Source organism: Blautia sp. An81 (assembly GCF_002161285.1).
Classification (GTDB): Bacteria; Bacillota; Clostridia; order Lachnospirales; family Lachnospiraceae; genus Blautia; species Blautia ornithocaccae.
Window position 1 is genome coordinate 1 of record NZ_NFHH01000032.1, and the last position, 22,441, is coordinate 22,441.

At 47.3% G+C, this 22,441-nt stretch carries 28 protein-coding genes and 1 pseudogene; 28 read left to right on the forward strand and 1 reads right to left on the reverse strand.

Translation table 11 applies throughout. The annotated features are described in order from the left end of the window. The 24 genes and pseudogenes from B5G33_RS18335 to B5G33_RS18445 all read left to right on the forward strand — a co-directional run. Positions 1-1,065 (forward strand): annotated as a pseudogene (locus tag B5G33_RS18335) (hypothetical protein); the annotation flags it as partial. A 78-nt stretch (positions 1,066-1,143) separates the two neighbouring features. Then, positions 1,144-1,473 (forward strand): DUF6664 family protein, encoded by a 330-nt coding sequence (locus tag B5G33_RS18340; RefSeq protein WP_087418677.1) that lies wholly within the window; start codon positions 1,144-1,146, stop codon positions 1,471-1,473. A 171-nt stretch (positions 1,474-1,644) separates the two neighbouring features. Next, positions 1,645-2,133, forward strand: a complete 489-nt coding sequence (locus B5G33_RS18345) for a GNAT family N-acetyltransferase (protein WP_334293397.1) — start codon at positions 1,645-1,647, stop codon at positions 2,131-2,133. A gap of 48 nt (positions 2,134-2,181) precedes the next feature. After that, positions 2,182-2,685: a DUF5104 domain-containing protein gene (locus B5G33_RS18350; RefSeq protein ID WP_158229654.1), complete on the forward strand. Its 504-nt coding sequence runs from the start codon at positions 2,182-2,184 to the stop codon at positions 2,683-2,685. A gap of 145 nt (positions 2,686-2,830) precedes the next feature. After that, the gene (locus B5G33_RS18355) at positions 2,831-3,826 is read left to right on the forward strand and encodes a DUF3991 and TOPRIM domain-containing protein (protein WP_087418679.1); all 996 of its coding nucleotides are present in this window, start codon (positions 2,831-2,833) and stop codon (positions 3,824-3,826) included. A gap of 75 nt (positions 3,827-3,901) precedes the next feature. Next, positions 3,902-4,204 (forward strand): hypothetical protein, encoded by a 303-nt coding sequence (locus B5G33_RS18360; protein WP_087418680.1) that lies wholly within the window; start codon positions 3,902-3,904, stop codon positions 4,202-4,204. Between the two features lie 110 nt (positions 4,205-4,314). Beyond that, positions 4,315-4,410: a DUF3789 domain-containing protein gene (locus tag B5G33_RS18365; protein ID WP_143276559.1), complete on the forward strand. Its 96-nt coding sequence runs from the start codon at positions 4,315-4,317 to the stop codon at positions 4,408-4,410. Positions 4,411-4,417: 7 nt separating this feature from the next. After that, positions 4,418-4,750 carry a plasmid mobilization protein gene (locus B5G33_RS18370; protein ID WP_087418682.1) on the forward strand — a complete coding sequence of 111 codons (333 nt, stop codon included), beginning with the start codon at positions 4,418-4,420 and terminating at the stop codon, positions 4,748-4,750. Then, positions 4,750-6,156, forward strand: a complete 1,407-nt coding sequence (locus tag B5G33_RS18375; protein WP_087418683.1) for a relaxase/mobilization nuclease domain-containing protein — start codon at positions 4,750-4,752, stop codon at positions 6,154-6,156. Before B5G33_RS18370 ends, B5G33_RS18375 begins: the two co-directional genes overlap by 1 nt. Beyond that, entirely contained in the window at positions 6,098-6,913 is an 816-nt protein-coding gene (locus tag B5G33_RS18380) for a PcfB family protein (RefSeq protein ID WP_087418684.1), read from the forward strand. The genes B5G33_RS18375 and B5G33_RS18380 overlap by 59 nt, the downstream gene beginning before the upstream one ends. After that, on the forward strand, positions 6,913-7,773 hold the full coding sequence (locus B5G33_RS18385; RefSeq protein ID WP_087418685.1) for a hypothetical protein: 861 nt from the start codon (positions 6,913-6,915) through the stop codon (positions 7,771-7,773). Before B5G33_RS18380 ends, B5G33_RS18385 begins: the two co-directional genes overlap by 1 nt. A 14-nt stretch (positions 7,774-7,787) precedes the next feature. Then, positions 7,788-7,985 carry a hypothetical protein gene (locus tag B5G33_RS18390; RefSeq protein WP_087418686.1) on the forward strand — a complete coding sequence of 66 codons (198 nt, stop codon included), beginning with the start codon at positions 7,788-7,790 and terminating at the stop codon, positions 7,983-7,985. Next, positions 7,972-9,768 (forward strand): VirD4-like conjugal transfer protein, CD1115 family, encoded by a 1,797-nt coding sequence (locus B5G33_RS18395; protein ID WP_087418687.1) that lies wholly within the window; start codon positions 7,972-7,974, stop codon positions 9,766-9,768. Before B5G33_RS18390 ends, B5G33_RS18395 begins: the two co-directional genes overlap by 14 nt. 14 nt (positions 9,769-9,782) lie before the next feature. Further along, the gene (locus tag B5G33_RS18400; RefSeq protein ID WP_087418688.1) at positions 9,783-10,130 is read left to right on the forward strand and encodes a glutamyl-tRNA amidotransferase; all 348 of its coding nucleotides are present in this window, start codon (positions 9,783-9,785) and stop codon (positions 10,128-10,130) included. Between the two features lie 28 nt (positions 10,131-10,158). After that, positions 10,159-10,326: a hypothetical protein gene (locus B5G33_RS22115; RefSeq protein ID WP_242974766.1), complete on the forward strand. Its 168-nt coding sequence runs from the start codon at positions 10,159-10,161 to the stop codon at positions 10,324-10,326. Then, a complete protein-coding gene (locus B5G33_RS18405) occupies positions 10,248-10,805 on the forward strand; it encodes an MT-A70 family methyltransferase (RefSeq protein WP_242974769.1) in 558 nt (185 codons plus the stop codon). Before B5G33_RS22115 ends, B5G33_RS18405 begins: the two co-directional genes overlap by 79 nt. Then, positions 10,798-11,634, forward strand: coding sequence for a hypothetical protein (locus B5G33_RS18410; protein WP_087418690.1), 837 nt, complete (start codon positions 10,798-10,800; stop codon positions 11,632-11,634). The genes B5G33_RS18405 and B5G33_RS18410 overlap by 8 nt, the downstream gene beginning before the upstream one ends. A 22-nt stretch (positions 11,635-11,656) precedes the next feature. Beyond that, a complete protein-coding gene (locus B5G33_RS18415; protein WP_087418691.1) occupies positions 11,657-12,169 on the forward strand; it encodes a hypothetical protein in 513 nt (170 codons plus the stop codon). 15 nt (positions 12,170-12,184) lie between these two features. After that, entirely contained in the window at positions 12,185-12,598 is a 414-nt protein-coding gene (locus B5G33_RS18420) for a PrgI family protein (protein WP_087418692.1), read from the forward strand. Then, positions 12,595-14,928: a VirB4-like conjugal transfer ATPase, CD1110 family gene (locus B5G33_RS18425; protein WP_087418693.1), complete on the forward strand. Its 2,334-nt coding sequence runs from the start codon at positions 12,595-12,597 to the stop codon at positions 14,926-14,928. Before B5G33_RS18420 ends, B5G33_RS18425 begins: the two co-directional genes overlap by 4 nt. A gap of 1 nt (position 14,929) precedes the next feature. Beyond that, a complete protein-coding gene (locus B5G33_RS18430; RefSeq protein WP_242974767.1) occupies positions 14,930-15,739 on the forward strand; it encodes a DNA-methyltransferase in 810 nt (269 codons plus the stop codon). Further along, the gene (locus tag B5G33_RS18435) at positions 15,732-16,136 is read left to right on the forward strand and encodes a DUF6075 family protein (protein WP_087418694.1); all 405 of its coding nucleotides are present in this window, start codon (positions 15,732-15,734) and stop codon (positions 16,134-16,136) included. Before B5G33_RS18430 ends, B5G33_RS18435 begins: the two co-directional genes overlap by 8 nt. Before the next feature lie 15 nt (positions 16,137-16,151). Beyond that, positions 16,152-16,925 carry a class B sortase gene (gene srtB / locus B5G33_RS18440; RefSeq protein ID WP_087418695.1) on the forward strand — a complete coding sequence of 258 codons (774 nt, stop codon included), beginning with the start codon at positions 16,152-16,154 and terminating at the stop codon, positions 16,923-16,925. Between the two features lie 35 nt (positions 16,926-16,960). After that, the gene (locus B5G33_RS18445; RefSeq protein ID WP_087418696.1) at positions 16,961-18,700 is read left to right on the forward strand and encodes a CHAP domain-containing protein; all 1,740 of its coding nucleotides are present in this window, start codon (positions 16,961-16,963) and stop codon (positions 18,698-18,700) included. Between the two features lie 25 nt (positions 18,701-18,725). Here the strand turns inward: B5G33_RS18445 and B5G33_RS18450 are convergent, their stop codons facing one another. Next, on the reverse strand, positions 18,726-19,085 hold the full coding sequence (locus B5G33_RS18450; protein ID WP_087418697.1) for a helix-turn-helix transcriptional regulator: 360 nt from the start codon (positions 19,083-19,085) through the stop codon (positions 18,726-18,728). Positions 19,086-19,317: 232 nt separating this feature from the next. Between B5G33_RS18450 and B5G33_RS18455 the strand changes: the two genes are divergently transcribed. The 4 genes from B5G33_RS18455 to B5G33_RS18470 all read left to right on the forward strand — a co-directional run bounded on the left by B5G33_RS18455 (position 19,318) and on the right by B5G33_RS18470 (position 22,407). Then, positions 19,318-19,890, forward strand: coding sequence for a TetR/AcrR family transcriptional regulator (locus B5G33_RS18455; RefSeq protein ID WP_087418721.1), 573 nt, complete (start codon positions 19,318-19,320; stop codon positions 19,888-19,890). Between the two features lie 86 nt (positions 19,891-19,976). After that, positions 19,977-21,713 carry a biosynthetic-type acetolactate synthase large subunit gene (gene ilvB / locus B5G33_RS18460; protein WP_087418698.1) on the forward strand — a complete coding sequence of 579 codons (1,737 nt, stop codon included), beginning with the start codon at positions 19,977-19,979 and terminating at the stop codon, positions 21,711-21,713. Beyond that, positions 21,710-22,210, forward strand: a complete 501-nt coding sequence (gene ilvN, locus B5G33_RS18465) for an acetolactate synthase small subunit (protein WP_087418699.1) — start codon at positions 21,710-21,712, stop codon at positions 22,208-22,210. The genes ilvB and ilvN overlap by 4 nt, the downstream gene beginning before the upstream one ends. Positions 22,211-22,233: 23 nt before the next feature. Further along, positions 22,234-22,407, forward strand: a complete 174-nt coding sequence (locus B5G33_RS18470) for a cysteine-rich KTR domain-containing protein (protein WP_087418700.1) — start codon at positions 22,234-22,236, stop codon at positions 22,405-22,407. Positions 22,408-22,441 lie beyond the last annotated feature (34 nt).

Sequence of the window (22,441 nt, forward strand, 5' to 3'; positions counted from 1 at the left end):
CTAGCCGGCATCTATATTGGTAGATGCTTTGAATTGCTTGAGCCGTGTGAGGGGAAACTCTCACGCACGGTTCTTAGAGGGGAAGGCGGTAGTAATACCGCTGACCTACTCGACCGTCCCTCTGACCTTGAACAGCGACAGGGGCGCATCGAAAGACAAGGCAATATGTTCCCGGAGGTGGAGGTTTACCGTTATGTGACGGAGCAGACCTTTGACGCATACCTCTATCAGTTGGTGGAGTCCAAACAGAAATTTATTGCTCAGGTTATGACGAGCAAAAGCCCTGTGCGCTCCGCCGAGGATGTGGACGAGGTGGCGTTATCCTTTGCAGAGGTCAAGATGCTTGCCACTGGCGATGAGCGTTTTAAGGAAAAAATGGACTTAGATATTCAGGTGTCCAAGCTGAAAGTGCTGAAACAGAGCTACCTTTCCGAGCATTACGACCTTGAGGACAAGATACTGAAATACTATCCGAAGCAGGTCAAAGAATATGAGGAATATATCGAGGGATATTTGCAGGATGTGAAACTTGCCGAGCAGCATCAGGCGGCAGGCGAGGAAAAGTTCTGCCCGATGACGCTGAAAGGCGTGGTCTACACTGAGAAAGCGGACGCAGGCGAGATGCTCCTTGCAGTGTGCAAGGAAAATCCGCTGTCCGCACCCGTGGAGATCGGCAGCTACCGGGGCTTTCGTATGGAGGTCTACTATGATACTCTAAACGCCCACTACTGCCTAAACTTATGCGGAAAGATGAAGCATACCGTTTCATTAGGCACGGACGCTCTGGGAAATCTGACCCGAATAGAAAATGAGATTGCCAAGTTCCCTGCCAGACTGGACGCCGCCAAGACAAAAAAGGCGGAGACACTGGAGCAGATCGAGAACGCCAAAGCTGAATTTGCCAAGCCTTTCCCCTATGAAGCGGAGCTGAAAGAAAAGGCGGAAAGGCTCAATGCCCTGAATATCGAGCTGAATTTGGACGAAAAAGATACAACCATTATGGACGCAGAGCCGGAGCAAAGCGAGGAACAGCCCGAAAAAAGAAGCCCTGCCCGTGTCCGCTGATTTTGCTGTTTGCACATTTGTCATGTGAAAATCTGGGCAGTATAATAAGGAAGGAAAGAACAATCGGAGGTGGAAAGGATGTCGGATGCTTTCAGATTTGAAACATTTGTTGATGTGCATAGCAATATCTTTGAAGAATATCTAAGTTCAGTCATAGGGAAACTGCCAAAGGATAATGAGGACTACCGTGCCATCTGGGACAAGATACAAGCCATCTATGAGCAGTATCCGAGGGTACTTGCGGTCTTTGACACGGAAAAAGCGTCGGATTTGACGGGGGAAGAATGTCAGGCTCTCATTGAAGTATTGGAGCTGAAAAATAAGCTGACAGATATAGAAATGCAGACGGTGTACTTCCGGGGCTGCTATGATGGCGTCGGATATTTGAAAAAGGCAGGGATTTTATAACGGACTGACCGAGAAAAAGGCGGCGTTGGCGTGGGTGCTGATGCCGCCTGATTTACATAGAGTGGGAAATATTATCTCCTGATCACAGATATTTTAAAGCTCTTTAATAGAATTGGGCGTTTGGATGTGGTATAATCAGAGAGACAAACTGGAATTTTTGTAGGAGGACAAATGGTTGTGGGAATAAAAATAGTATATGCTTATAATCGAGCTGAAGAAGTAAGTAAACTATTTACAGAATATACAGATACGCTAATTGAAAACGATAGTTCTTTCCAAAAATATTTAGAAATTCAAAATTATAGCGAAGAAATGGAACATTTGGAGAACAAATACGGTTTGCCTGATGGAAGATTATATTTGGTTTATTGTGATGAGAAATTAGCTGGTTGTATAGGTCTAAGAAAAATTGATAGTCAAAATTGTGAAATGAAGCGTCTTTATGTAAGACCTCAGTTTAGAGGGCGAAAAATAGGTAATCTGTTAGTTGAGAAAATCATAGATGATGCGAAAAAAATTGGATATTCGCACATGCTATTAGATACACTCCCTTTTTTGAGAAGTGCAATACATATGTATAAAAAATATGGCTTTTATGAAATAAGCAGTTATAATGATAGTCCTATGGATAATTCCATATATATGAAACTTGATTTATAAATCCTAAGTTGTAGAGCAGAAAATTGGAATTTGTGAGGGGTGGAAGGTTTGAAAAGAATAGTATCTTTTGCAGTTATAGTTGCAGGTCTTACGGTACTCCTTTGTGGTTGTAGTATAATAAATCCTCAAAGTTCATCAGATGATAAAACAGATGAATTATGTAGTGCGATTATCTCTTCGATTGAAGAAAACAACCATGATAAATTAAAAAATCTATTTTCTGAAGAAGCCTTGGAAAAATGCACAGATTTTGAGGAGGGATTTGAGTATACAGTTAATGAATATAAAGGTTCTCTTACAAATGTGAAACCTGTCAGTTATACGGAAGATGCTCATTTTGATAAAGGTAAACATTCTATAGAATCACGAGCATTATATAGCATAGAAACGACAGAGAAATCTTATTACCTTTATATGTACTTTTATCCTTCAAATACTATCGAACCTACTAAAGAAGGATTATATAGGATAATATTATTAGATAATCGTGCAGAAAAAAGTTATGATCAATATGCAGGTATTTATAATCCTAAATGGGATGTAGAAGAATAGATAAATCCTAAGTTGTCGAGATAAATAGCTTACAGCTTGTAAGCCAAATTGCCATAAAAACTGAATATCATTTTTACATAGCCGAGAGGTTTTCACTGCGAAAATCCCTCGGCTTTTTCTATTTAAAGGGAGGTAAAAAGATTGCATGAGAACCAGACGACCCTATGTGCAGATTGACCCGGACGAGCTTGAAAGGATAAGGCAGATCGATCTGCTCACTTATCTGAGAAGGTTTGAGTCGGATAATCTCCAAAAGGTCAAAGGTACGACAAATGTGTACTGTACCGTTGACCACGACAGCCTGAAAATCTCCAATGGCAAATGGTTTTGGTGGTCGCAGGGCATTGGCGGCTACTCTGCCCTTGACTATCTGATAAAAGTCAGGGACTACTCCTTTATGGAAGCGGTGGAAATCCTCACGGGGAAAGAACTGTCAGACTGGACGCCGCCACCGCCAAAGGCAGAAAAAGATGAGCCAAAGGTGCTGCTCCTGCCGCCAAAATATCAGGACAGCAGCCGGGTAACACAGTATCTTTTTGGGCGTGGCATTGACTACCAGATTATTCAGGAGTGCATTGCGGACGGGCTGATTTTTGAGAGCAGCGGGCGTTACCACAATGCTGTTTTTGTCGGGAAGGACGAAACCGGGACGCCAAAGTATGCCGCCTACCGTGGCTTAGGGAGCAGCACTTTTAAAGGGGACGCATCGGGAAGCGACAAGCGGTATTCCTTCCGCCTGCTTGCAAGGGAGCCTTGCCAGTCGGTACATCTGTTTGAAGCAGCTATTGATCTGCTGTCCTATGCCACTTTTCTCAAGTGCGAGGAAAAGGACTACAAAGCGGAAAACCTGCTCTCTTTATCGGGCGTGTATCAGCCAAAGAAAGAGATTAAAGACAGCAAAGTCCCCATTGCCCTCTCCACTTTCCTTGAGAAAAACCCGCACATCAAGACCATTTACCTGCATCTGGACAATGACAAAACGGGCAGGCTCTGTACCAAGACTTTGAAAGAACTGCTCGGAAATGACTATGAAATCGTTGATGACCCGCCGCCCGTCGGCAAGGACTTCAACGATTTTTTGTTGTCCTATCTGGGGATTTCCAGACAGAACAATGCCCGTGAAAGGAGGGATGCCCGTTGATTGTCTACTGAAAACGCAGCCCTGAAACCCTGTCCTAAACTGTAAAAATCAAAATATGAAAGCGAGGCAAATGCAATGAACAAGTATGATGTTACCTTAACCGCACACTATGAAAAGACCGTTTCCGTCTATGCCGATACCCCGGAGCAGGCAAAGGAAAAAATCGAAACCGTCCTTTTTGATACTGATATCATCCAGTTCACTGACGAGGATTTTATCGGCGGAGATGCTGCCATCCTTGCCGCTGATGAAGAAAAGCCCGACAAGGACGAGTGTCCCGACGAGGACGGCTGTTCTGCGTATGATGACTGCTCGGACTGCCCGTACTTCTGTCCCGTATGTGGAGAGTGTATGTGTGAGGACGAGTGCGAAGATTGATATGTCTTACCAAGCACTGAATTTGGTTATCCATCCGGCGACGGATACCAAATTCGCTTGTCAGGGGGATGCCCCTGAAACCCCTCTTTAAGAAGAAAGGAAGAAAAAGGATGAGTGAATTTTTAGCTTTTATGGGCGGCGCACTGTTTGGCGTTGCCCTGATGTGCTGTTTGCAGATCAACAGACTTGCCGACAACAGAAAGTAGGTGGAGGATGCGGAAACGAAATGTCCAGATCCTTTTTAGGATGACTGAGGAAGAAGCGGAATATCTCTATGACCTTGTGCGCAAGTCGGGATATTCCAAAGAAGCCCTGCTCCGTGCGATGGTCAAAGGCTATCGGCTCTGCGAGAAGCCTGACCCTGAGTTTTATAAAATCCTGCGGGAGCTGTCCGCCATCGGCAACCGTATCAATCAGCTTGCCGCCAAAGCCAATGCCCTTGATTATATCGACACCCCAATGCTTCAGGAGGAAGCGGCAAGGTGGCGGCAGTTCCAGACGGATGTGCGCAAAGCTTATCTGCTCCCGAAACGGGGATCAGGATAATGGCGGTGTGTGAGATATGGGATGTGCGTGGCAGGCTCGACCACCCGATAGACTATGCCGAGAACCCGGAAAAGACAATCAACCCCAAGTACACGGAAACGGAGATGCAGGCTCTGGTGGATGTGATGGAATACGCTACCAATCAATATAAGACGGAAAAGCGGTATTTTGTCACGGGCGTCAACTGTGACCCGGCTTATGCCAGAGACGAAATGATGATTGCCAAGCAGCAGTGGAACGATGAAAGTGAGATTGTCTGCTATCACGGTTTTCAGAGCTTCAAGCACGGGGAGGTCACGCCGGAGGTAGCCCATGAGGTTGGCGTAAAGTTAGCCGAGAAAATGTGGGGCGACAGATTTCAGGTGGTGGTGGCGACCCACTTAAATACCGAGTGCCTGCATAACCACTTTGTTGTCAACTCCGTTTCTTTTGTGGACGGAAAGCATTATCACGACAACAAAGCCAACCTGCGGTTGCTGCGCAAGCGTTCCGACGAGCTGTGCCGGGAATATTCCCTCTCTGTTATCGAGCATCCAAGTGGGAGGAAAAAGCCCTATGCCCTCTACCAAGCGGAAAAGCAGGGACTTCCCACACGGGACACACTGGCGAGGCAGGCGGTGGACGAAGCCATCTCCAAGTCTTTTACACTCAGGGACTTTGACAGACAGATGGCGGAAATGGGCTACCGATGCAGCTTTGACCCTAATCACAAATACTGGACGATTATGGGGAAAGGATGGAAACGCCCCAAGCGGCTGTACCGGCTCGGAGAGGATTATACCAACGAGCGCATCATGGAGCGTATCAACGAAAATTCTTATGCGGTCAAGTTCGCTCCCTTTGCGAAAGCGGATAAGACCGTCCGGGTGCTGCATGTCCGTGGCTCATTAAAAGACGCAAAGAAGATCGGCGGCTTGCGTGGGCTGTATCTCCATTACTGCTACAAGCTCGGTATCCTGCCGAAACGAAAACAGAATTACGCAAGGCTTCATTATCTTTTAAAGGACGACCTTTTGAAGATGGATGCCATTGCGCAGGAAACAAGGCTGCTCTGCCGACATCACATTGATACAGCGGAGCAGCTTTTGTCATATAAAGGCTCTCTGGAGACGGAACGGGCTGAGCTGACCGAAAAGCGCAAGGGGCTTTATTCCCTCTCCCGCAAATCAGCCGGGGCAGAAAAAGAAGCGGTTAAGGCTCAGATCTCCCAAATCACAGAGAGGTTAAAAATCATCCGAAAGGAGGTCAGGCTGTGCGGGGGCATCGAAGCCCGAAGCGGTGTCCTGAAAGAAAAGTTATCGACCATACGGGCAGACGAAGAACAGCAAAGAAAGGAGTTGGTGGCAGATGAACACAAGCGGCGACGCAGCAGAACAAATCGTGAGGATGAGCTTGGAGGGATTTGAGGTCGCTGCCAAAATCACGGGCGCAGGCGCAAAGAATATCGCTGTCCTGCTTTACGCTATCCTGAAAGAAGAAAAAAAGACCAAAGGGAAAGCAAGGCTCACGAATATGCTCCGTTCCGGCAAGGAGCTGAAAGTGTTCACGGTCAAGCAGAGCGATTTGAAAAAGTTTACGCAGGAAGCCAAGAAATACGGTGTCCTCTACTGCGTCCTTACTGACCGACAGAACAAAGACCCCAATGCGGAGGTGGATGTGATTGCCCGTGCGGAGGACGCATCGAAAATCAACCGTATCAAGGAACGCTTTGACCTTGCGGCGGTGGATACTGCTTCTATCGTGAACGAAGCGGAGAAATCCAAAGAGACAAAGACCGCCCCGGCGGAGCCGGAAGTGACAACGCCGGAGAAAGCGGGAAAAGACAAGCTGCTCGACGAGCTGATGGGTAAGCCTATCCAGAAGGAGGAAAACGCCCCAAACCCCTCGGTGGCAAAGACAGAAAAATCCCCTCTGTCCGAGCCTACCTCAGAGCAGCGAGGCAATACCGCAGAGGGGATTACTAAGCGGGCGGATAAGCCTTCTGTCCGTGGGGAACTGCGCCAGATCAGGGAGAGCCGGAAGGCGCAGGAAAAGGAAAAAGAGAAAAACCCTGCGCCGGAGCAAAGCGGGCGTTCCGAAAACGCAAAGCCTTCCACCAGAAAGACGGAGCATAAGCAGCCCCCGAAGCGCAGGAAAACAAAAAAATCGAAAGGAGCAAGATAATGAGTATTTATGATGTGTTCAGCGGCAGCAAGCCCTTTGACAAAGCGGAATGGGCGGCACAGAAACAGGCACAGAGAAAGGAAGCCTATGAGCTGATTGATAATACCTGCCTTGAGATGGCTTCCGGTGGCGACGCTTTCCGCAGCTATCTGGAAGTGCAGGGGCGTTTTGACCGCTATTCTGTCAATAACGCCATTCTGGTATCCGCCCAGATGCCGGAAGCCACGCAGCTTAAGGAAAAAGCGGCGTGGAAAGCCAATCGTGTCTATTTGAACAAGGATGCCCAGAAGGTCATCATCCTTGAGCCGGGGCAGGAATATACCCGCAAAGATGGCGCAAAGGCAAAAGGCTACAATCCGAAAGAAGTCTATGACATTTCCCAGACCTCGGCGGCAGGCAGAGGTCAGGAGCAGGACGCAAAATCCATGCGGGAGCTTGTGGCGGCTCTGGTGGATGCAAGCCCCGTTCCCTTTGTCCCCGTTGACGACCTTGAGCTGCCCGTTTTTTATGACAGTACGCAGGAAGCTACCTTTGTCCGCAGGGGACTTTCCGAGCAGGAGCTGTTCGTGGGCATGGCGCAGGAGACAGCGGCGGCGATCTTTGATTTCAAGCACAACGAGAGCCGGGACAGCTCTAATTTTAAATCCTACTGTGTGGCGTATATGACCGCTTCCCGCTATGGCGTGGATACCAGAGGTTTTGACTTTAGCAGGCTTCCCGGCGAGTATGCGCAAATGGAAACGCAGGACTTTAAGGCGGAGCTTGGCGGGATGCGTGATGTGATGTGCGAAATCCAGACGGAAATGTATAAGAGCCTTGAGAAGAACAAGCCCGCCAGAGAAAAAGAGCAGGCAAGGTAAAGGAGGGACTGCCTATGAAAGAGGAACGATACCACCTGACTCTTGACCGATATGATAAGAATATCGTCATCAATGCCTTGAACACCCTGCGGACACAGCAGATACAGGAGGAACGCCCCACCGACCCTGTGGATGAGCTGATCAGCAAGGTGGCACACGCCCCGACCAAAAAGGTCAGGGTCGTCCCGTGCAGGTGCAATGAGGAACGATAACCAGAAAGCGGGCGTCATCCTTGCCGCCTGCGGTATCCTGCCTGTTGTGTGGATCGCCCTGCTCACAGCCCCTTTTGTGGGCGGCGGTCTGGTAGAGGTCATACGGAATTTTCCCATAGCGATGCAAAGCCCGTTTTCCATAACGGTATGTGAGGACAGTGTAAAGACTGTCCTTATTTTTTTGCTCGCTTATGCAATGGGCATCGGCATCTACTTCTCCACACGGAGGAACTACCGCAGGCGGGAGGAACACGGTTCAGCAAAATGGGGCGACGCCAAAACGCTGAACAAGAAATACGCCGACAAGAACTTTTCTTCAAATAAGCTGCTGACCCAGACTGTCCGTATCGGTCTGGACGGAAGAAAACACCGCAGGAATTTAAATGTCTTAGTCTGCGGAGGAAGCGGTGCGGGAAAGACCCGCTTCTACTGTAAGATTAACGCCATGCAGTGTGACGCTGAAACCTCAATGGTCATCTTAGACCCCAAAGGGGAAATCGTGCGGGATGTGGGCGGGCTGCTTGAAAAGAAAGGGTACGAGGTGCGTGTCCTTGACCTGATCAATATGCACCGCAGCCATTGTTACAATCCCTTTGTCTACCTGCGGGACGACAATGATGTGCAGCGTTTAGTGACCAACCTTTTCAAAGCGACCACGCCAAAGGGCAGCCAGTCCCAAGACCCGTTCTGGGATACAGCGGCGAGTATGTTGCTCCTGTCCCTGATTTTTTATCTGAAATACGAAGCGCCCCCGGACGAGCAGAATTTCCCGATGGTCATGGAGCTTTTGCGGGCAGGAGAAGTACGGGAGGACGACGACAGCTATGTCAGTCCCCTTGATGAGCTGTTTGACCGTCTGGAGATGGTAAACCCGGAGCATATCGCACTGAAATACTACCGGGACTATCACTCAGGCTCGGCTAAGACCTTAAAGAGCATCCAGATCACCCTTGCCGCAAGGCTTGAAAAGTTTAATCTGGAGAGCCTTGCGGGGCTTACCGCCACGGATGATCTTGACCTGCCCTCTCTGGGAGAGAAACAAGTGGCTCTGTTCGCTTTGATACCCGACAACGATACGAGTTTTAACTTCCTTGTGTCGATTTTATACACGCAGCTTTTCCAACAGCTTTTCTATCTTGCCGACCACAAGTATGGGGGAAGCCTGCCCGTCCACTGCCATTTCATCATGGACGAATTTGCCAATGTTTCGCTGCCGGACGACTTTGACAAAATTTTGAGCGTTATGCGTTCAAGAGGCGTGTCCGTATCTATCATCCTGCAGAACATGGCGCAGCTCAAGGCACTGTTTGAAAAGCAATGGGAAAGCATTGTGGGTAATTGCGACAGCTTCTTATATTTGGGCGGCAATGAGCAAAGCACCCACAAATATGTATCTGAGCTTTTAGGCAAGGAAACTATCGACACGAACACTTACGGGAAAAGCGAGGGGCGCAGCGGGAGCTACTCGACCAACTACCAGATTTCAGGGCGTGAGCTTCTGGACGCTTCTGAGGTACGGATGCTCGATAACCGATATGCGCTCCTTTTTATCCGTGGGGAGCGACCCGTGATGGACTTGAAATATGACATCCTAAAGCACCCCAATGTGAAGCTGACAACGGATGGCGGTCAACCGCCTTATCTCCACGGAGAGCCGACAAAGGCTGTGGCGACCATTGTATTTGACAGTGAGATACCAGAGGACGCTGTGAAACTGGAGGAAGTCAGCACATCCTATGAGCTTCTGTCCGAGGAGGACTTGGAAGAACTATTCAACATCTAAAGGAGGATTTATCTATGAGAATTTTCAAGCGCAATGAGAACAAGGAAACCGGGAAACTGCCGATGGGCAGAAAGAGCAGGAAAGCGTTTGCGGTCTATGTGGCGGCTGTGCTTTGTATGACCTGCTTTACCACCACCGCCTTTGCCGCCAGTGACCCGCTTACCGTCGTCAACAATCTTTCCGATTTTATCTTTGGTTTGATTAGGGCAATCGGTATGATTTTGCTCGGCTTTGGTATCGTCCAGATTGGTCTGAGCTTGAAATCCCACGACCCGTCCCAGAGGGCGAACGGTTTTCTGACCCTTGCGGGCGGCGTCATCATCACATTCGCTAAGGAAATCCTGACCCTGATTGCAGGCTAAGGTAGCACAGATTTAACGGGGAGAAAGGATGCGGGAGCAGGTTATGTCTGTCTGCTCCCGTTCCCCTTTCCCCATTCAGGAGGTGGTTATTTTATCGAAACGCAGAAGAAATATGGCATCATCTATGCTGACCCACCGTGGCGGTATCAGCAGAAAAACCTTTCCGGGGCTGCGGAACACCATTACAGCACGATGAGCGTGGAGGAAATCTGTCAGCTCGATGTGGCGTCGGTGGCTGCGGATGACTGTGTACTGTTCCTGTGGGCGACTTTCCCGCAGTTGCAGGAAGCGTTGCAGGTAATTAAGGCGTGGGACTTTCAATATAAGACTGTCGCTTTTGTCTGGCTGAAACAGAATAAAAGCGGGAAAGGATGGTTTTTCGGTCTGGGCTTCTGGACAAGAGGAAACGCTGAACTCTGTCTGCTTGCCACAAGAGGAAAGCCCCGCAGACAATCAAACCGAGTCCATCAGCTTATCATCAGCCCTCTGCGTCAGCACAGCCAGAAACCCAGTGAAGCCAGAGAAAAAATCGTCGAGCTTATGGGAGAGCTGTCACGGTTGGAGCTGTTTGCCCGTGAGAAAGCCGACGGATGGGACACTTGGGGAGATGAAGTCGTATGTGATGTTGCAATAAACAGCAGACCAGAGACAACGGGAGGTGGTTTATGTGTCTGATAACTGGGTCGTACAGAATTTACAGAACGCCCTAAATACTTGGAATGAGAAACTGGCAGAAATCTGGCAGCTCATCACACAGTCCCCGGAGGAATTTAAGGGCGGTACGATATGGAGCGTCATCGTGGACATCCACGGTGCGGTGCAGGCAATCGGGCTTGCGCTTTTAGTGCTGTTCTTTGTGGTTGGCGTGGTCAAGACCTGCGGCAGCTTTGACGAGGTCAGGAAGCCGGAACACGCTGTAAAGTTATTTATCCGTTTCGCTCTTGCCAAAGGCGTCGTGACCTATGGCTTGGAGCTGATGATGGCACTCTTTACGATCGTGCAGGGACTTATCTCGACAATAATGAACGCCGCAGGCTTTGGCTCGGCAAGTGAAACCGTCTTGCCGCAGGAAATCGTAGACGCTATCGAGGACTGCGGCTTTTTTGAGAGCATCCCTTTATGGGCGGTCACGCTGATCGGCGGACTTTTCGTGACGGTGTTGTCATTTATCATGATCATGTCGGTTTACGGGCGGTTTTTTCGCTTATACCTTTATACCGCAATTGCTCCCGTCCCCCTCTCCACCTTTGCGGGAGAGCCGAGCCAGAATGTGGGCAAGAGCTTTATCAAGTCCTATGCCGCTGTCTGCCTTGAAGGGGCGATTATCGTGCTTGGCTGTATCATCTTCTCCCTCTTTGCGGCTTCTCCGCCTGCGGTTGACCCGGACGCTGCGGCGGTGTCGATGGTATGGAGCTATATCGGGGAGTTAGTATTTAATATGCTCGTCTTAGTCGGGGCGGTCAAAATGGCAGACCGTGTTGTCCGAGAAATGATGGGCTTGTAAACTTTGAAAGTGAGGTTGACAGATGAAGTTAAGTAAAGAAAAAATGTGGCGGTCATCTGAAAGAGCCATGAAACGGACAAAAGGGTATCAGGAATACAGAGAGTTAGGGCAGGATGAAAATTATGAGCTTGCGTATGTGCTTGCTAAAGGGAGAAATCCATGTGCGGAGGATATTATTGCCGTAGCCATGTATGAGGATGATGCAATTCAGTTCTTTCCGTGTGCAGACAGGGAGGAAATTGACCTCTGGGGCTTTAACTTTGACCGTGACTTGTTTGAGTATCTGGAAACAGGATATGAGATTGCAGGCATGTCAATGGACAGCCATCTGAATGTATGGTACACCATCGGGGCGTGGCATAACGGATATATTGAACATGAGAACGGGATGCAAAAATATCTCGGATATTGTAAGAAAAATGGCATCACGGAAGAAAAATTGAAAAAAGAGGTTGGCTATTCTGGTATGGATGTGATGACACTTTATGACTCGAAAGCTGACCGGACAAAAAGTCATAAGGATATGGAACGGTAGGGAGGTGTTTATGGATTGGAAGTCAAGATAAATAAAGAAATCCGTAACTATACGGAGTCGATGTTTTTTGGACTGTCGCTGCGGCAGTTCATTTTTTCTGTCCTTGCCTGTGGCGTGGCGGTAGGCTTGTATTTTCTACTCCGTCCCCACTTTGGCACGGAAACACTGAGCTGGATGTGTATCTTAGGGGCAGCTCCCTTTGCCCTGATCGGCTTTGTCAAATATAACGGGATGACCGCAGAGCAGTTTTTATGGGCATGGATTAAATCGGAGTTTCTGATCCCCAAAAGACTGCTCTTTTCTCCTGATAATCTCTATTACGAAGCCCTAAAAGAAACAATCCAAGACCACGAAAGGGAGGCTATGGGTATCCGCAGGAAACACAAAGCCCAGACGAAAAAATCCAAAAAGCAGGGAGGTAAACGCTGATGAAAACTTTAAGGACGCTGTTCAAGCAGGACAAGGAAAAATTTGTCGTTCCCAAATCCGTACAGACCGTCATACCCATCAAAACTATCTGGGAGGACGGTATTTTTCTTGTTGGCAAGAACAAGTACGCTAAGACATTCAAGTTCGAGGACATCAATTACGCTGTGGCGAGCAGGGACGACAAAGAAGCAATGTTTCTGGAATACTCGGAGCTTCTCAACGCTCTCGACAGTGGAGCTACCACGAAAATTACAATCAATAGCCGCAGGCTCAACAAAGTGGATTTTGAGCAGACCATCCTAATCCCGATGGCGGAGGACGGTCTGGATAAATACCGCAAGGAGTACAACAAGATGCTGCTCGACAAGGCAACGGGGGCAAACTCCATTGTGCAGGATAAGTATGTGACCATTTCCGTCTCCAAGAAAAACCTTGAGGAAGCGAGAAACTACTTTGCCCGTGTGGGCGCAGACCTGATCGGGCATTTCTCAAGGCTCGGCTCAAAATGCACGGAGCTTGACGCAGGCGAAAGGCTGCGCATCTTCCACGACTTCTACCGCACAGGCGAGGAAACCGCCTTTACCTTTGACATGGTACAAAGTATGCGGAAAGGTCACGATTTCAAGGATTTTATCTGCCCCGATACCTTTGAATTTGAAAGCGACTATTTCAAAATGGGCGACCGATACGGGCGTGTCATCTTTCTGCGGGAGTATGCCGCCTATATCAAGGACAGTATGGTGTCCGAGCTTTGCGAGTTAAATCGGAATATGATGCTTTCCATTGATGTTGTCCCCGTTCCCACAGACGAAGCGGTCAGGGAGGTGGAAAACCGTCTGCTCGGCGTAGAGACGAATATCACGAACTGGCAGCGGAAGCAAAACCAGAACAACAACTTTTCAGCGGTCATACCCTATGACCTTGAGCAGCAGCGCAAAGAAAGCAAGGAATTTCTGGACGATCTGACGACCCGTGACCAGAGGATGATGTTCGCTGTCATTACGATGGTGCATACCGCTGACAGCAAAGAACAGCTTGATAATGATACGGAAGCCCTGCTCACGACTGCCAGAAAGCACCTGTGCCAGTTTGCGGTGTTGAAATATCAGCAGATGGACGGGCTGAACACTGCGCTCCCCTTTGGTGTGCGCAAGATTGACGCTATGCGTACCCTGACCACGGAGAGCCTTGCGGTGTTTATCCCCTTCCGTGTGCAGGAAATCTACCACAAGGACGGTGTGTATTACGGGCAGAATGTTATCAGCAAAAATATGATTATCGCTAACCGCCGCCACCTGCTCAATGGCAACTCCTTTATCCTCGGCGTATCAGGAGCAGGTAAGTCCTTTACAGCAAAAGAGGAAATGACGAACATTATCCTCACAGACCCCAATGCGGATGTGATTATCATTGACCCGGAACGGGAATATTCCCCGCTTGTAAAGGCGATGCAGGGAGAGGTTATCCATATCTCCGCCACAAGCGACAACCACATCAACGCTATGGATATGAACTCGGATTATGGAGATGGTGCAAACCCCGTTATCCTGAAATCCGAGTTTATTTTATCCCTCTGTGAGCAGCTCATCGGCGGCGCAAGTCTGGGAGCAAAGCAGAAATCCCTGATTGACCGCTGTACTGCCACAGTGTACCGCCATTATCAGCAGGGCAACTATCAGGGGACGCCGCCCACCCTGCAGGACTTCCGTGAGGAACTCTTAAAACAGAATGAGCCGGAGGCACAGGAAATCGCTCTTGCCATTGAGCTGTTTACGGATGGCTCTCTGAACACCTTTGCCAAGCTGACCAATGTGGACACCCACAGCCGCCTGATCTGCTATGACATTCTGGACTTAGGCAAACAGTTACAGCCGATCGGTATGCTTGTTGTCCTTGACAGTATCTTAAACCGTATCACGATGAACCGGGCAAAAGGCAGGAACACCTTTATTTTCATTGACGAGATTTATCTACTGTTTCAGCACGAATACTCGGCAAACTTCCTTTTTACCCTCTGGAAGCGTGTGCGTAAATACGGAGCTTACTGTACGGGTATTACCCAGAATGTGGACGACCTGCTCCAGAGCCACACAGCACGGACGATGCTTGCCAATAGTGAGTTTATTATCATGCTCAATCAGGCGTCCACGGACAGACTGGAGCTTGCCAAGCTCCTGAATATCTCCGACCTGCAGATGGGCTATATCACGAATGTGGGCGCAGGTCAGGGGCTTTTGAAAGTGGGAAGTTCCCTTGTCCCGTTTGTCAATAAGTTCCCACGCAATACAGAGCTTTACAAGCTGATGACGACCAAGTTTGGAGAGGTCTAAGGTGGTGGAGAACGGACGGGAAACAGAGTTTTTTGACCTGCGCAATCAGATTTACTGCACGGACTGTATGGAACTGATGGCGCATATCCCGGATAGCTTTGTGTCGCTGATCCTGACCGATCCGCCCTATGGCATCTCTTATCAAAACCATTTTGCCAGACAGCCCCATAAGCGACTGGACGGGGACTGCGGGATAGACTATGAACGCTTTGCGTGGGAAAGCTACCGCATTTTGCGGGACAATTCCCACGCCTATTTTTTTACCCGGTTTGACTGCTATCCCTATCATTTCGACTGCCTGCAAAAAGCAGGCTTTACGGTAAAGAATTGTCTGGTGGTGGAAAAAGGGACAGTCGGCGGCATTGGCGACCTGAAAGGCAGTTTTGCCAACAACGCCGAGTGGATTATTTTCTGCCAGAAAGGGCGGCGGGTATTTCAGCAGACGCAGCTATTGGAAAACCGCTATAAGGAAGGCACACAGTTCCATAAAGGCAGGAAGCCGAGCAAGCGGTATAAGACAAGGTTTCCTGCCTGCTGGTTTGGGGCGGAATATCCAAAGGCGACCTATCATGCCATCTGGCAGAAGCAAAACGGGATTTACCATCCAACCGTAAAGAATGTGGAGTTTTTGTCGTGGCTGATACAGATTTCCAGTACGCCAAGAGAACTCGTCTTTGACGGTTTTATGGGGACGGGCAGCACCGCACTGGCTGCCCTGAGAAACAGCAGGGACTATTTAGGCGCAGAGATTGACCGTGAGTATTTTGCGGTGGCTCAAAAACGGATTAAGGAGGTATTTGAACATGTCTAACATTCGCTTTCGCTCTGCGGAGCATCAGGATTTCTTTCTGGAAAATATGATGAAATGCAGGGTCAACGACTGTTATCACCGGGCATTTTTCTATGTCATGGGAATTGCCGGGGAAACGAGGAACAACATCAACCGGATGTTTGATTTTAAGAACGATTGTATTGTGCCGGAGGGGATGCATGGAGGTTGGCAGACAAGCGGAACGGTCAAGGTCTGCCACCTTGCCTTTAACCTCTGGAATAACTATGTGGAGGAAGGACGGGAAAAGAGTTTTACCCCGGAAGATTTATTCTGCTGCGAGTTTGCTCCCTATTTTATGGAGGGCATCAAGGTCAGGTATCCCGAATACTGCCGGGATTTGCCCACGCCGAAGCAGAATAAGGACTATGCGAGATAGGAGGAATGAGCCTATATGAAGAAATATAAATCTGTAATCTGTGCTGTTGCCGCCGCCTGCCTTTTAGGTCTGGCGGCTTTCAGCGTCTACCACATTTATGACCATTACGCACAGCTCGATGAACAGACGGAGGCTTTTGAGGAAATAGCAGAGACTGTGGAGCAGGCTCCCGATGATGAGCCAGTGCCGGAGGATGTCCCTGTCAGTGAGGGCGAGGATGTTCTGGCAAAGTATAAGGAGCTGTATCTACAAAATGAGGATATGGTCGGTTGGATTTCCATTGACGGGACGACTATCAATTACCCCGTGATGCAGACAAAGGATAATCCGAACTATTACCTCAAGCGGAACTTTGAAAAAGAATACAGTGATTTAGGCACTCCGTATATTCAGGAGGATTGCGACCTATTGACGAGCGACAACCTTATCATTTACGGACACCATATCAGCGGAAACCGTATGTTTGGGGCGTTGGAAGATTACAAGTCCAAGAGTTTTTACGAGGAACACAAGACGATCCATTTTGACACCCTCACACAGCAGGGCGAATATGAAATCGTGGCGGTATTTAAGACCGTGGCGTACAGCTCCGAGGGCTTCCGCTACTATGATTTTGTCCATGCGGAAAGTGAGGAAGAATTTAACGCCTATGTGGAAACATGCAGGGGACTTGCCCTTTACGATACGGGTGTGACCGCAGAATACGGGGATAAGCTCATCACACTCTCCACCTGCGAATACTCTGCCGCCAATGGCAGGCTTGTGGTAGTGGCAAAGCTCCTGAAATGACCTGACCGCAAAACTTCTGGGAAAGGAGGTTTTGTATGGCTGATATTAAGACCAGAGATGCGGTCAAAGGCACGATAAAGACACTGGATAAGGCGGCGGTTGCGTCCGAGCGAATGAAATCTGCTTACGCCAAGACAAAGGAAAAAGCGGAAGAAGGTTATTTTTCCGAGGAAAGCTCCCCGTCCGAATATGCGGGAAACCGTCTCTCGTCCTCTGCCGAGCGTGTCACGAAAGAAGGCATCCACCAGTTTGATAAGCAGGGACGAAAGGGTGTCCGGGAGACGAAGGAAAATATCATAAAGGCAAAGGACAAGATTGCCGATTTCAGGCAGCGCAGGGCGGAAAAAGCGGTGTCAGGCAAGCAGGCAGGCGCACAGGTGCGCTATGGTACGCCATCCCCTTCCCCTGCCGCCCAGACGGGAAAAGCGGCACAGCAGGCAAACAGCACGGTCAAGGGGACTGCCCGAAAAGCAAACAAGACGGTCAAAACCGCCGCTAAAGGTACGGTCAAGACAACCCAGAAAACTGTAAAAACAGCGCAGGCGACCTCAAAAGCGGCAATCAAGACCTCGGCGCAGGCGGCAAAGGCTTCGCAGGCAGCGGCACGGGCATCTGTCAAGACCGCACAGCGGGCAGCGCAGGCGGCACGGATGACCGCAAGGGCTACCGTGGCTGCTATAAAAGCCGCAATCCGGGCGACTATGGCTGCGGTCAAGGCGATTATCGCAGGTACGAAAGCCCTGATAGCCGCCATTGCCGCAGGTGGTTGGGTGGCAGTTTTGGTCATTATTGTTATCTGCCTGATTGGACTGCTCGTCAGTTCAGTGTTTGGGATATTTTTCTCAGGGGAGGACTCCGGCACGGGAATGACGATGCAGACCGTAGTGCGGGAAATCAATACCGAGTATGAGAGCCGACTTGACGAAATCAAGAGCAGCAATCCCCATGATACCCTTGAAATGTCGGGAAGCCGTGCAGTCTGGAAAGAAGTGCTTGCGGTCTACTCTGTCAAGACGACCACAGACCCGGACAATCCGCAGGAAGTGGCGACAATGGACGAAACCAAAAAGGGGCTTCTGACAGATATTTTCTGGGAGATGAATGAGATAAGCTCCCGCACGGAAACCAAGACGGAAACGCAGGTCATTGAGAGTGACGACGGTCACGGGAATATCGTGGAGACGGAAACTACCGTCACGCACACCTATCTGTATATCATAGTGACCCATAAGACCGCATGGGAAATGGCAGACCAATACGGTTTTGACGAAGAACAGAGGGAAATGCTCACGGAGCTGCTTGCCGATGAAAATAATTCCCTATGGTCGCAGGTGCTGTATGGCATCACAAGCGGCGACGGAGAAATCGTGTCCGTTGCCTTGTCGCAGGTCGGCAATGTGGGCGGTCAGCCTTATTGGTCATGGTACGGTTTTGGAAGCCGGGTGGAATGGTGCGCCTGCTTTGTATCTTGGTGTGCCAATGAAAGCGGTTATATCGACACCGGCGTGATCCCGAAATTCGCAGGCTGCGTCTTAGGATCACAGTGGTTTATGGACAGAGGTCAGTGGCAGGATGGCAGCTTCGAGCCATCCGCAGGTCATATCATCTTTTTCGACTGGGAAGGCGATGGCGTGACCGACCATGTGGGCATTGTGGAACGGGTGGAAAACGGTACGGTCTATACCGTAGAAGGAAACTCCGGCGACTCCGTCCGTCAGAACAGCTATCCCATTGGCAGCAGCGTCATTTACGGTTACGGTATCCCCGCCTATTAGAAGAATGGCAAAAGAAAACCAGAGGTCATTCCTCTGGCTCTTTTGCTTTACATAGCCCGTTGATCGTGGCTTCAATGACAGAAAGCTCTTTGTCGTCCAGTCCGTCAAGCAGGGTGTCCACACGCCTGCGGACGGAGCTTTTCTCTGCCTTGCTGCCCGTATGTATATATTCGTCAACCGAAATATCAAACATCGTGATAAGCTGAATGAACAGCTCCATGCCGGGATACTGACCCTCGTTTTCGATTGCCTGCAGATGTCTTGGGTCATAGTCCACGATGCGGGCAAGCTGCTCTCTTGTCATCCCTTTGGCTTTACGGGCTTTTTTGATAGCCTGCCCTATCGGAGTAAAATCAAAGTCAAAATCATTATTCCTTTTATCCATAAGCTCACCACCTTGTACTCTGAAAATATCTCCATTCTATTTTACAGAGATGTGGCTTCTGATAGAACGATATGAAATCCCCTATAACAAGAGATGTTATATCTTGTTATAGGGTGCCAAAATTCATGCTTGAAAAATGATGATAATTGTGCTTGCCTTAGAAATCAGGGAATTGACTTTTTATTTCAAATTTGATAAAATGCAAGTGAATACTTGCGTTGGAGGTGTTCTTTTGGACGAAACAAGTCAAAAAATAATCGACGCAACAATGGCGTTAATTCGAGATAAAGGATATGTTGCTACAACAACAAAAGAAATTGCAAGGACAGCGGGCGTTAATGAATGTACGCTTTTTCGTAAATTTAAAAATAAGAAAGATATTGTTTTACAAGGTGTAAATCAGGTGCAATGGAGAGCGAATGTCACACCTCAAATTTTTAAAAATGTGAAATGGGACTTGCAAGCAGATATAGAGATGTATATGAGAACATACCTAGATAAAATGACACCAGACTTTGTAAATTTGTCTATCGGTTTGCGTGCCCCACAGTTATATGACGAAACGGCTTCTCTTATTATGAAAGTTCCTCAAGCTTTTTTGTCGTCTTTTACTGATTATTTGAAAAAAATGTATAACATGGGGAAAATACATAAAGCTGATTTTGAGGCTTTAGCAATGACTGTTTTTTCATCTGCATTTGGATATGCTTTTTTATGCGCATCCTTTGGAAATGAATTATCAAAAGTAGAGAAAGATGAATACATAAAAAACAGTGTAAAAATGTTTATTAAAGGGTTAGAATAGTAAAAATTGGTACTGCCTATGGTAGTACCAAAAAAATGAATATAATGCAAGCAAGCACACGCATACAAAAATAGGAGGTAGTCACTATGGAAATTACAGGTGCGGAATTATTTGTGAAAGCTTTAAAAGAAGAAAATGTTACAACATTGTTCGCTTATCCGGGCGGGCAGGCAATAGATTTATTTGATGCTCTTTATGGTGAAAAAGAAATAGATGTTATATTACCACGCCATGAGCAAGGATTAGTACATGCTGCGGATGGATATGCTCGTTCCACAGGTAAGGTGGGTGTATGTCTTGTAACAAGCGGACCGGGAGCAACAAATCTTGTTACAGGGATTGCCACCGCAAACTATGACAGTGTACCATTAGTATGCTTTACGGGGCAGGTATCGACACATCTGATAGGGAATGATGCTTTTCAGGAAGTTGATATTGTTGGTATTACAAGAAGTATATGTAAATATGCGGTAACAGTTCGAAAAAGGGATGATTTGGCGGAAATTATTAAAAAAGCCTTTTATATTGCAAAGACAGGAAAGCCGGGAGTGGTTGTTGTAGATTTGCCCAAAGATATTCAGAGGGCTTACGGTAGTGATTTCTACCCGAAGGAAATATCTATTAGAAGTTATAAGCCCAACACTTCCGTACATATAGGTCAGATCAATAAGGCAATGGAAATTTTAAATCATGCCCAAAAGCCAGTTTTCTTGATAGGTGGTGGAGTAAATATCGCCCATGCCAATTATGAGATGACACAACTTGCAGAAGTTACAGGTGTTCCAGTGATTACAACTATAATGGGAAAAGGGGCAATACCAACTAATCACAATCTTTATATAGGAAATATAGGTATTCATGGGAGCTATGCGGCAAATTCTGCAATTAGTAATTGTGATGTTCTATTTTCTATAGGTACGAGATTTAATGACCGTATTACAGGAAAAGTAGAAGAATTTGCATCTAAAGCAAAGGTTATTCATATTGATATTGACGCTGCATCTATTTCTCGAAATATTGTAGTAGATGTTCCTATCGTAGCAGACGCAAAAAAAGCGATATGTGCATTACTTGAGAGAGCAAAACCACTTTCTGTTTCAGAGTGGGTAATGCAAATCCAGAAATGGAAAGAAGAATATCCTCTTACAATGGAGGATCGTGGATTAACTCCGAAGAAGATAATTGAAGCAGTAAATAAGCTTTTTTCAGATGCTGTAATTACAACAGATGTAGGGCAAAATCAATTATGGACAACACAATTTCTTGAGTTGAATGATACGAAACAGATGCTGACCTCTGGCGGCTTAGGAACAATGGGATATGGTTTCCCAGCAGCTATCGGGGCAAAGATTGGTAATCCGCAAAAAAATGTTATTGTTATTTCAGGCGATGGAGGTATGCAGATGAATATTCAAGAAATGGCAACAGCAGTTGTTTATGAATTACCAATAATTATCTGCATTTTAAACAACGGGTACTTAGGGAATGTGCGGCAATGGCAGGAAATGTTTTACAATAAGCGTTATTCTAGTACATGTATGCGTTACCGCAAGAGTTGTGAAATAGGATGTAATCAGCCAAAACACGATTGTCCAGAATATTCGCCTGATTTTATAAGCTTGGCAGAGAGCTATGGAGCAAAGGGTATACGAGTTACAAAATCTGAAGAAATAAATTCAGCCTTTGAGTTTGCAAAGCAGAATACAAAAGCCCCTACTGTAATTGAATTTATCATTGATAGAGAAAAGAATGTTTTGCCTATTGTTCCGCCCGGAAACGCTTTAATTGATATGGTTTTGGAAAGTGAGGGAGAAGTTAAATGAAAAAGAGATGGATATGCCTATTTGTAGAAAATGAAATCGGCGTACTTGCTCGTATCGCAGGTCTATTTTCTGGAAAATCTTATAACTTGGATAGCATAACTGTAGGAACTACCGAAGATAGAAGTATATCACGGATGACCATTAGCCTGACGAGTGATGATAAGACTTTTGAGCAGATTAAAAAACAGTTAAGCAGAAGTGTTGAAGTAATTAAAGTAATGGATTATACGGATATCCCTATTCATATGAAAGAAATCTTATTTGTTAAGGTTAATCATTGCTCTGATAATGATATAACAGAATTGTTTAGGATTTCAAATGTTTTTGGAGTTTCTGTTATTGATTATGACGGGCAAACTGTTCTCTTAGAATGTACGCAAACAGAAAAAAAGAATAATGATTTAATTGTTTTACTGAAAAAGAAATTTATTAACAGAATTGAGATTGTGAGAGGAGGCAGCGTTGCGATTGAAGCAGTTAGTGTTTCTGAAAGATAATTACTGCTTTATGCAAAGTAAAAATGAAGCAAAAAAACTGGGTATTATGTCCACTATGTATGAATAAAACTCGATTGAAGTTACGAGTTGATACAGAATTAAAGAATTTTCCATTGTTTTGTCCAAAATGCAAGCGGGAAACTTTAATCAATGCTAAAGAGTTAAATATAACCGTCATCAAAGAGCCGGACGCATAGACGCAGAGCCGATGAGCTGAGAGGTATCTCACAA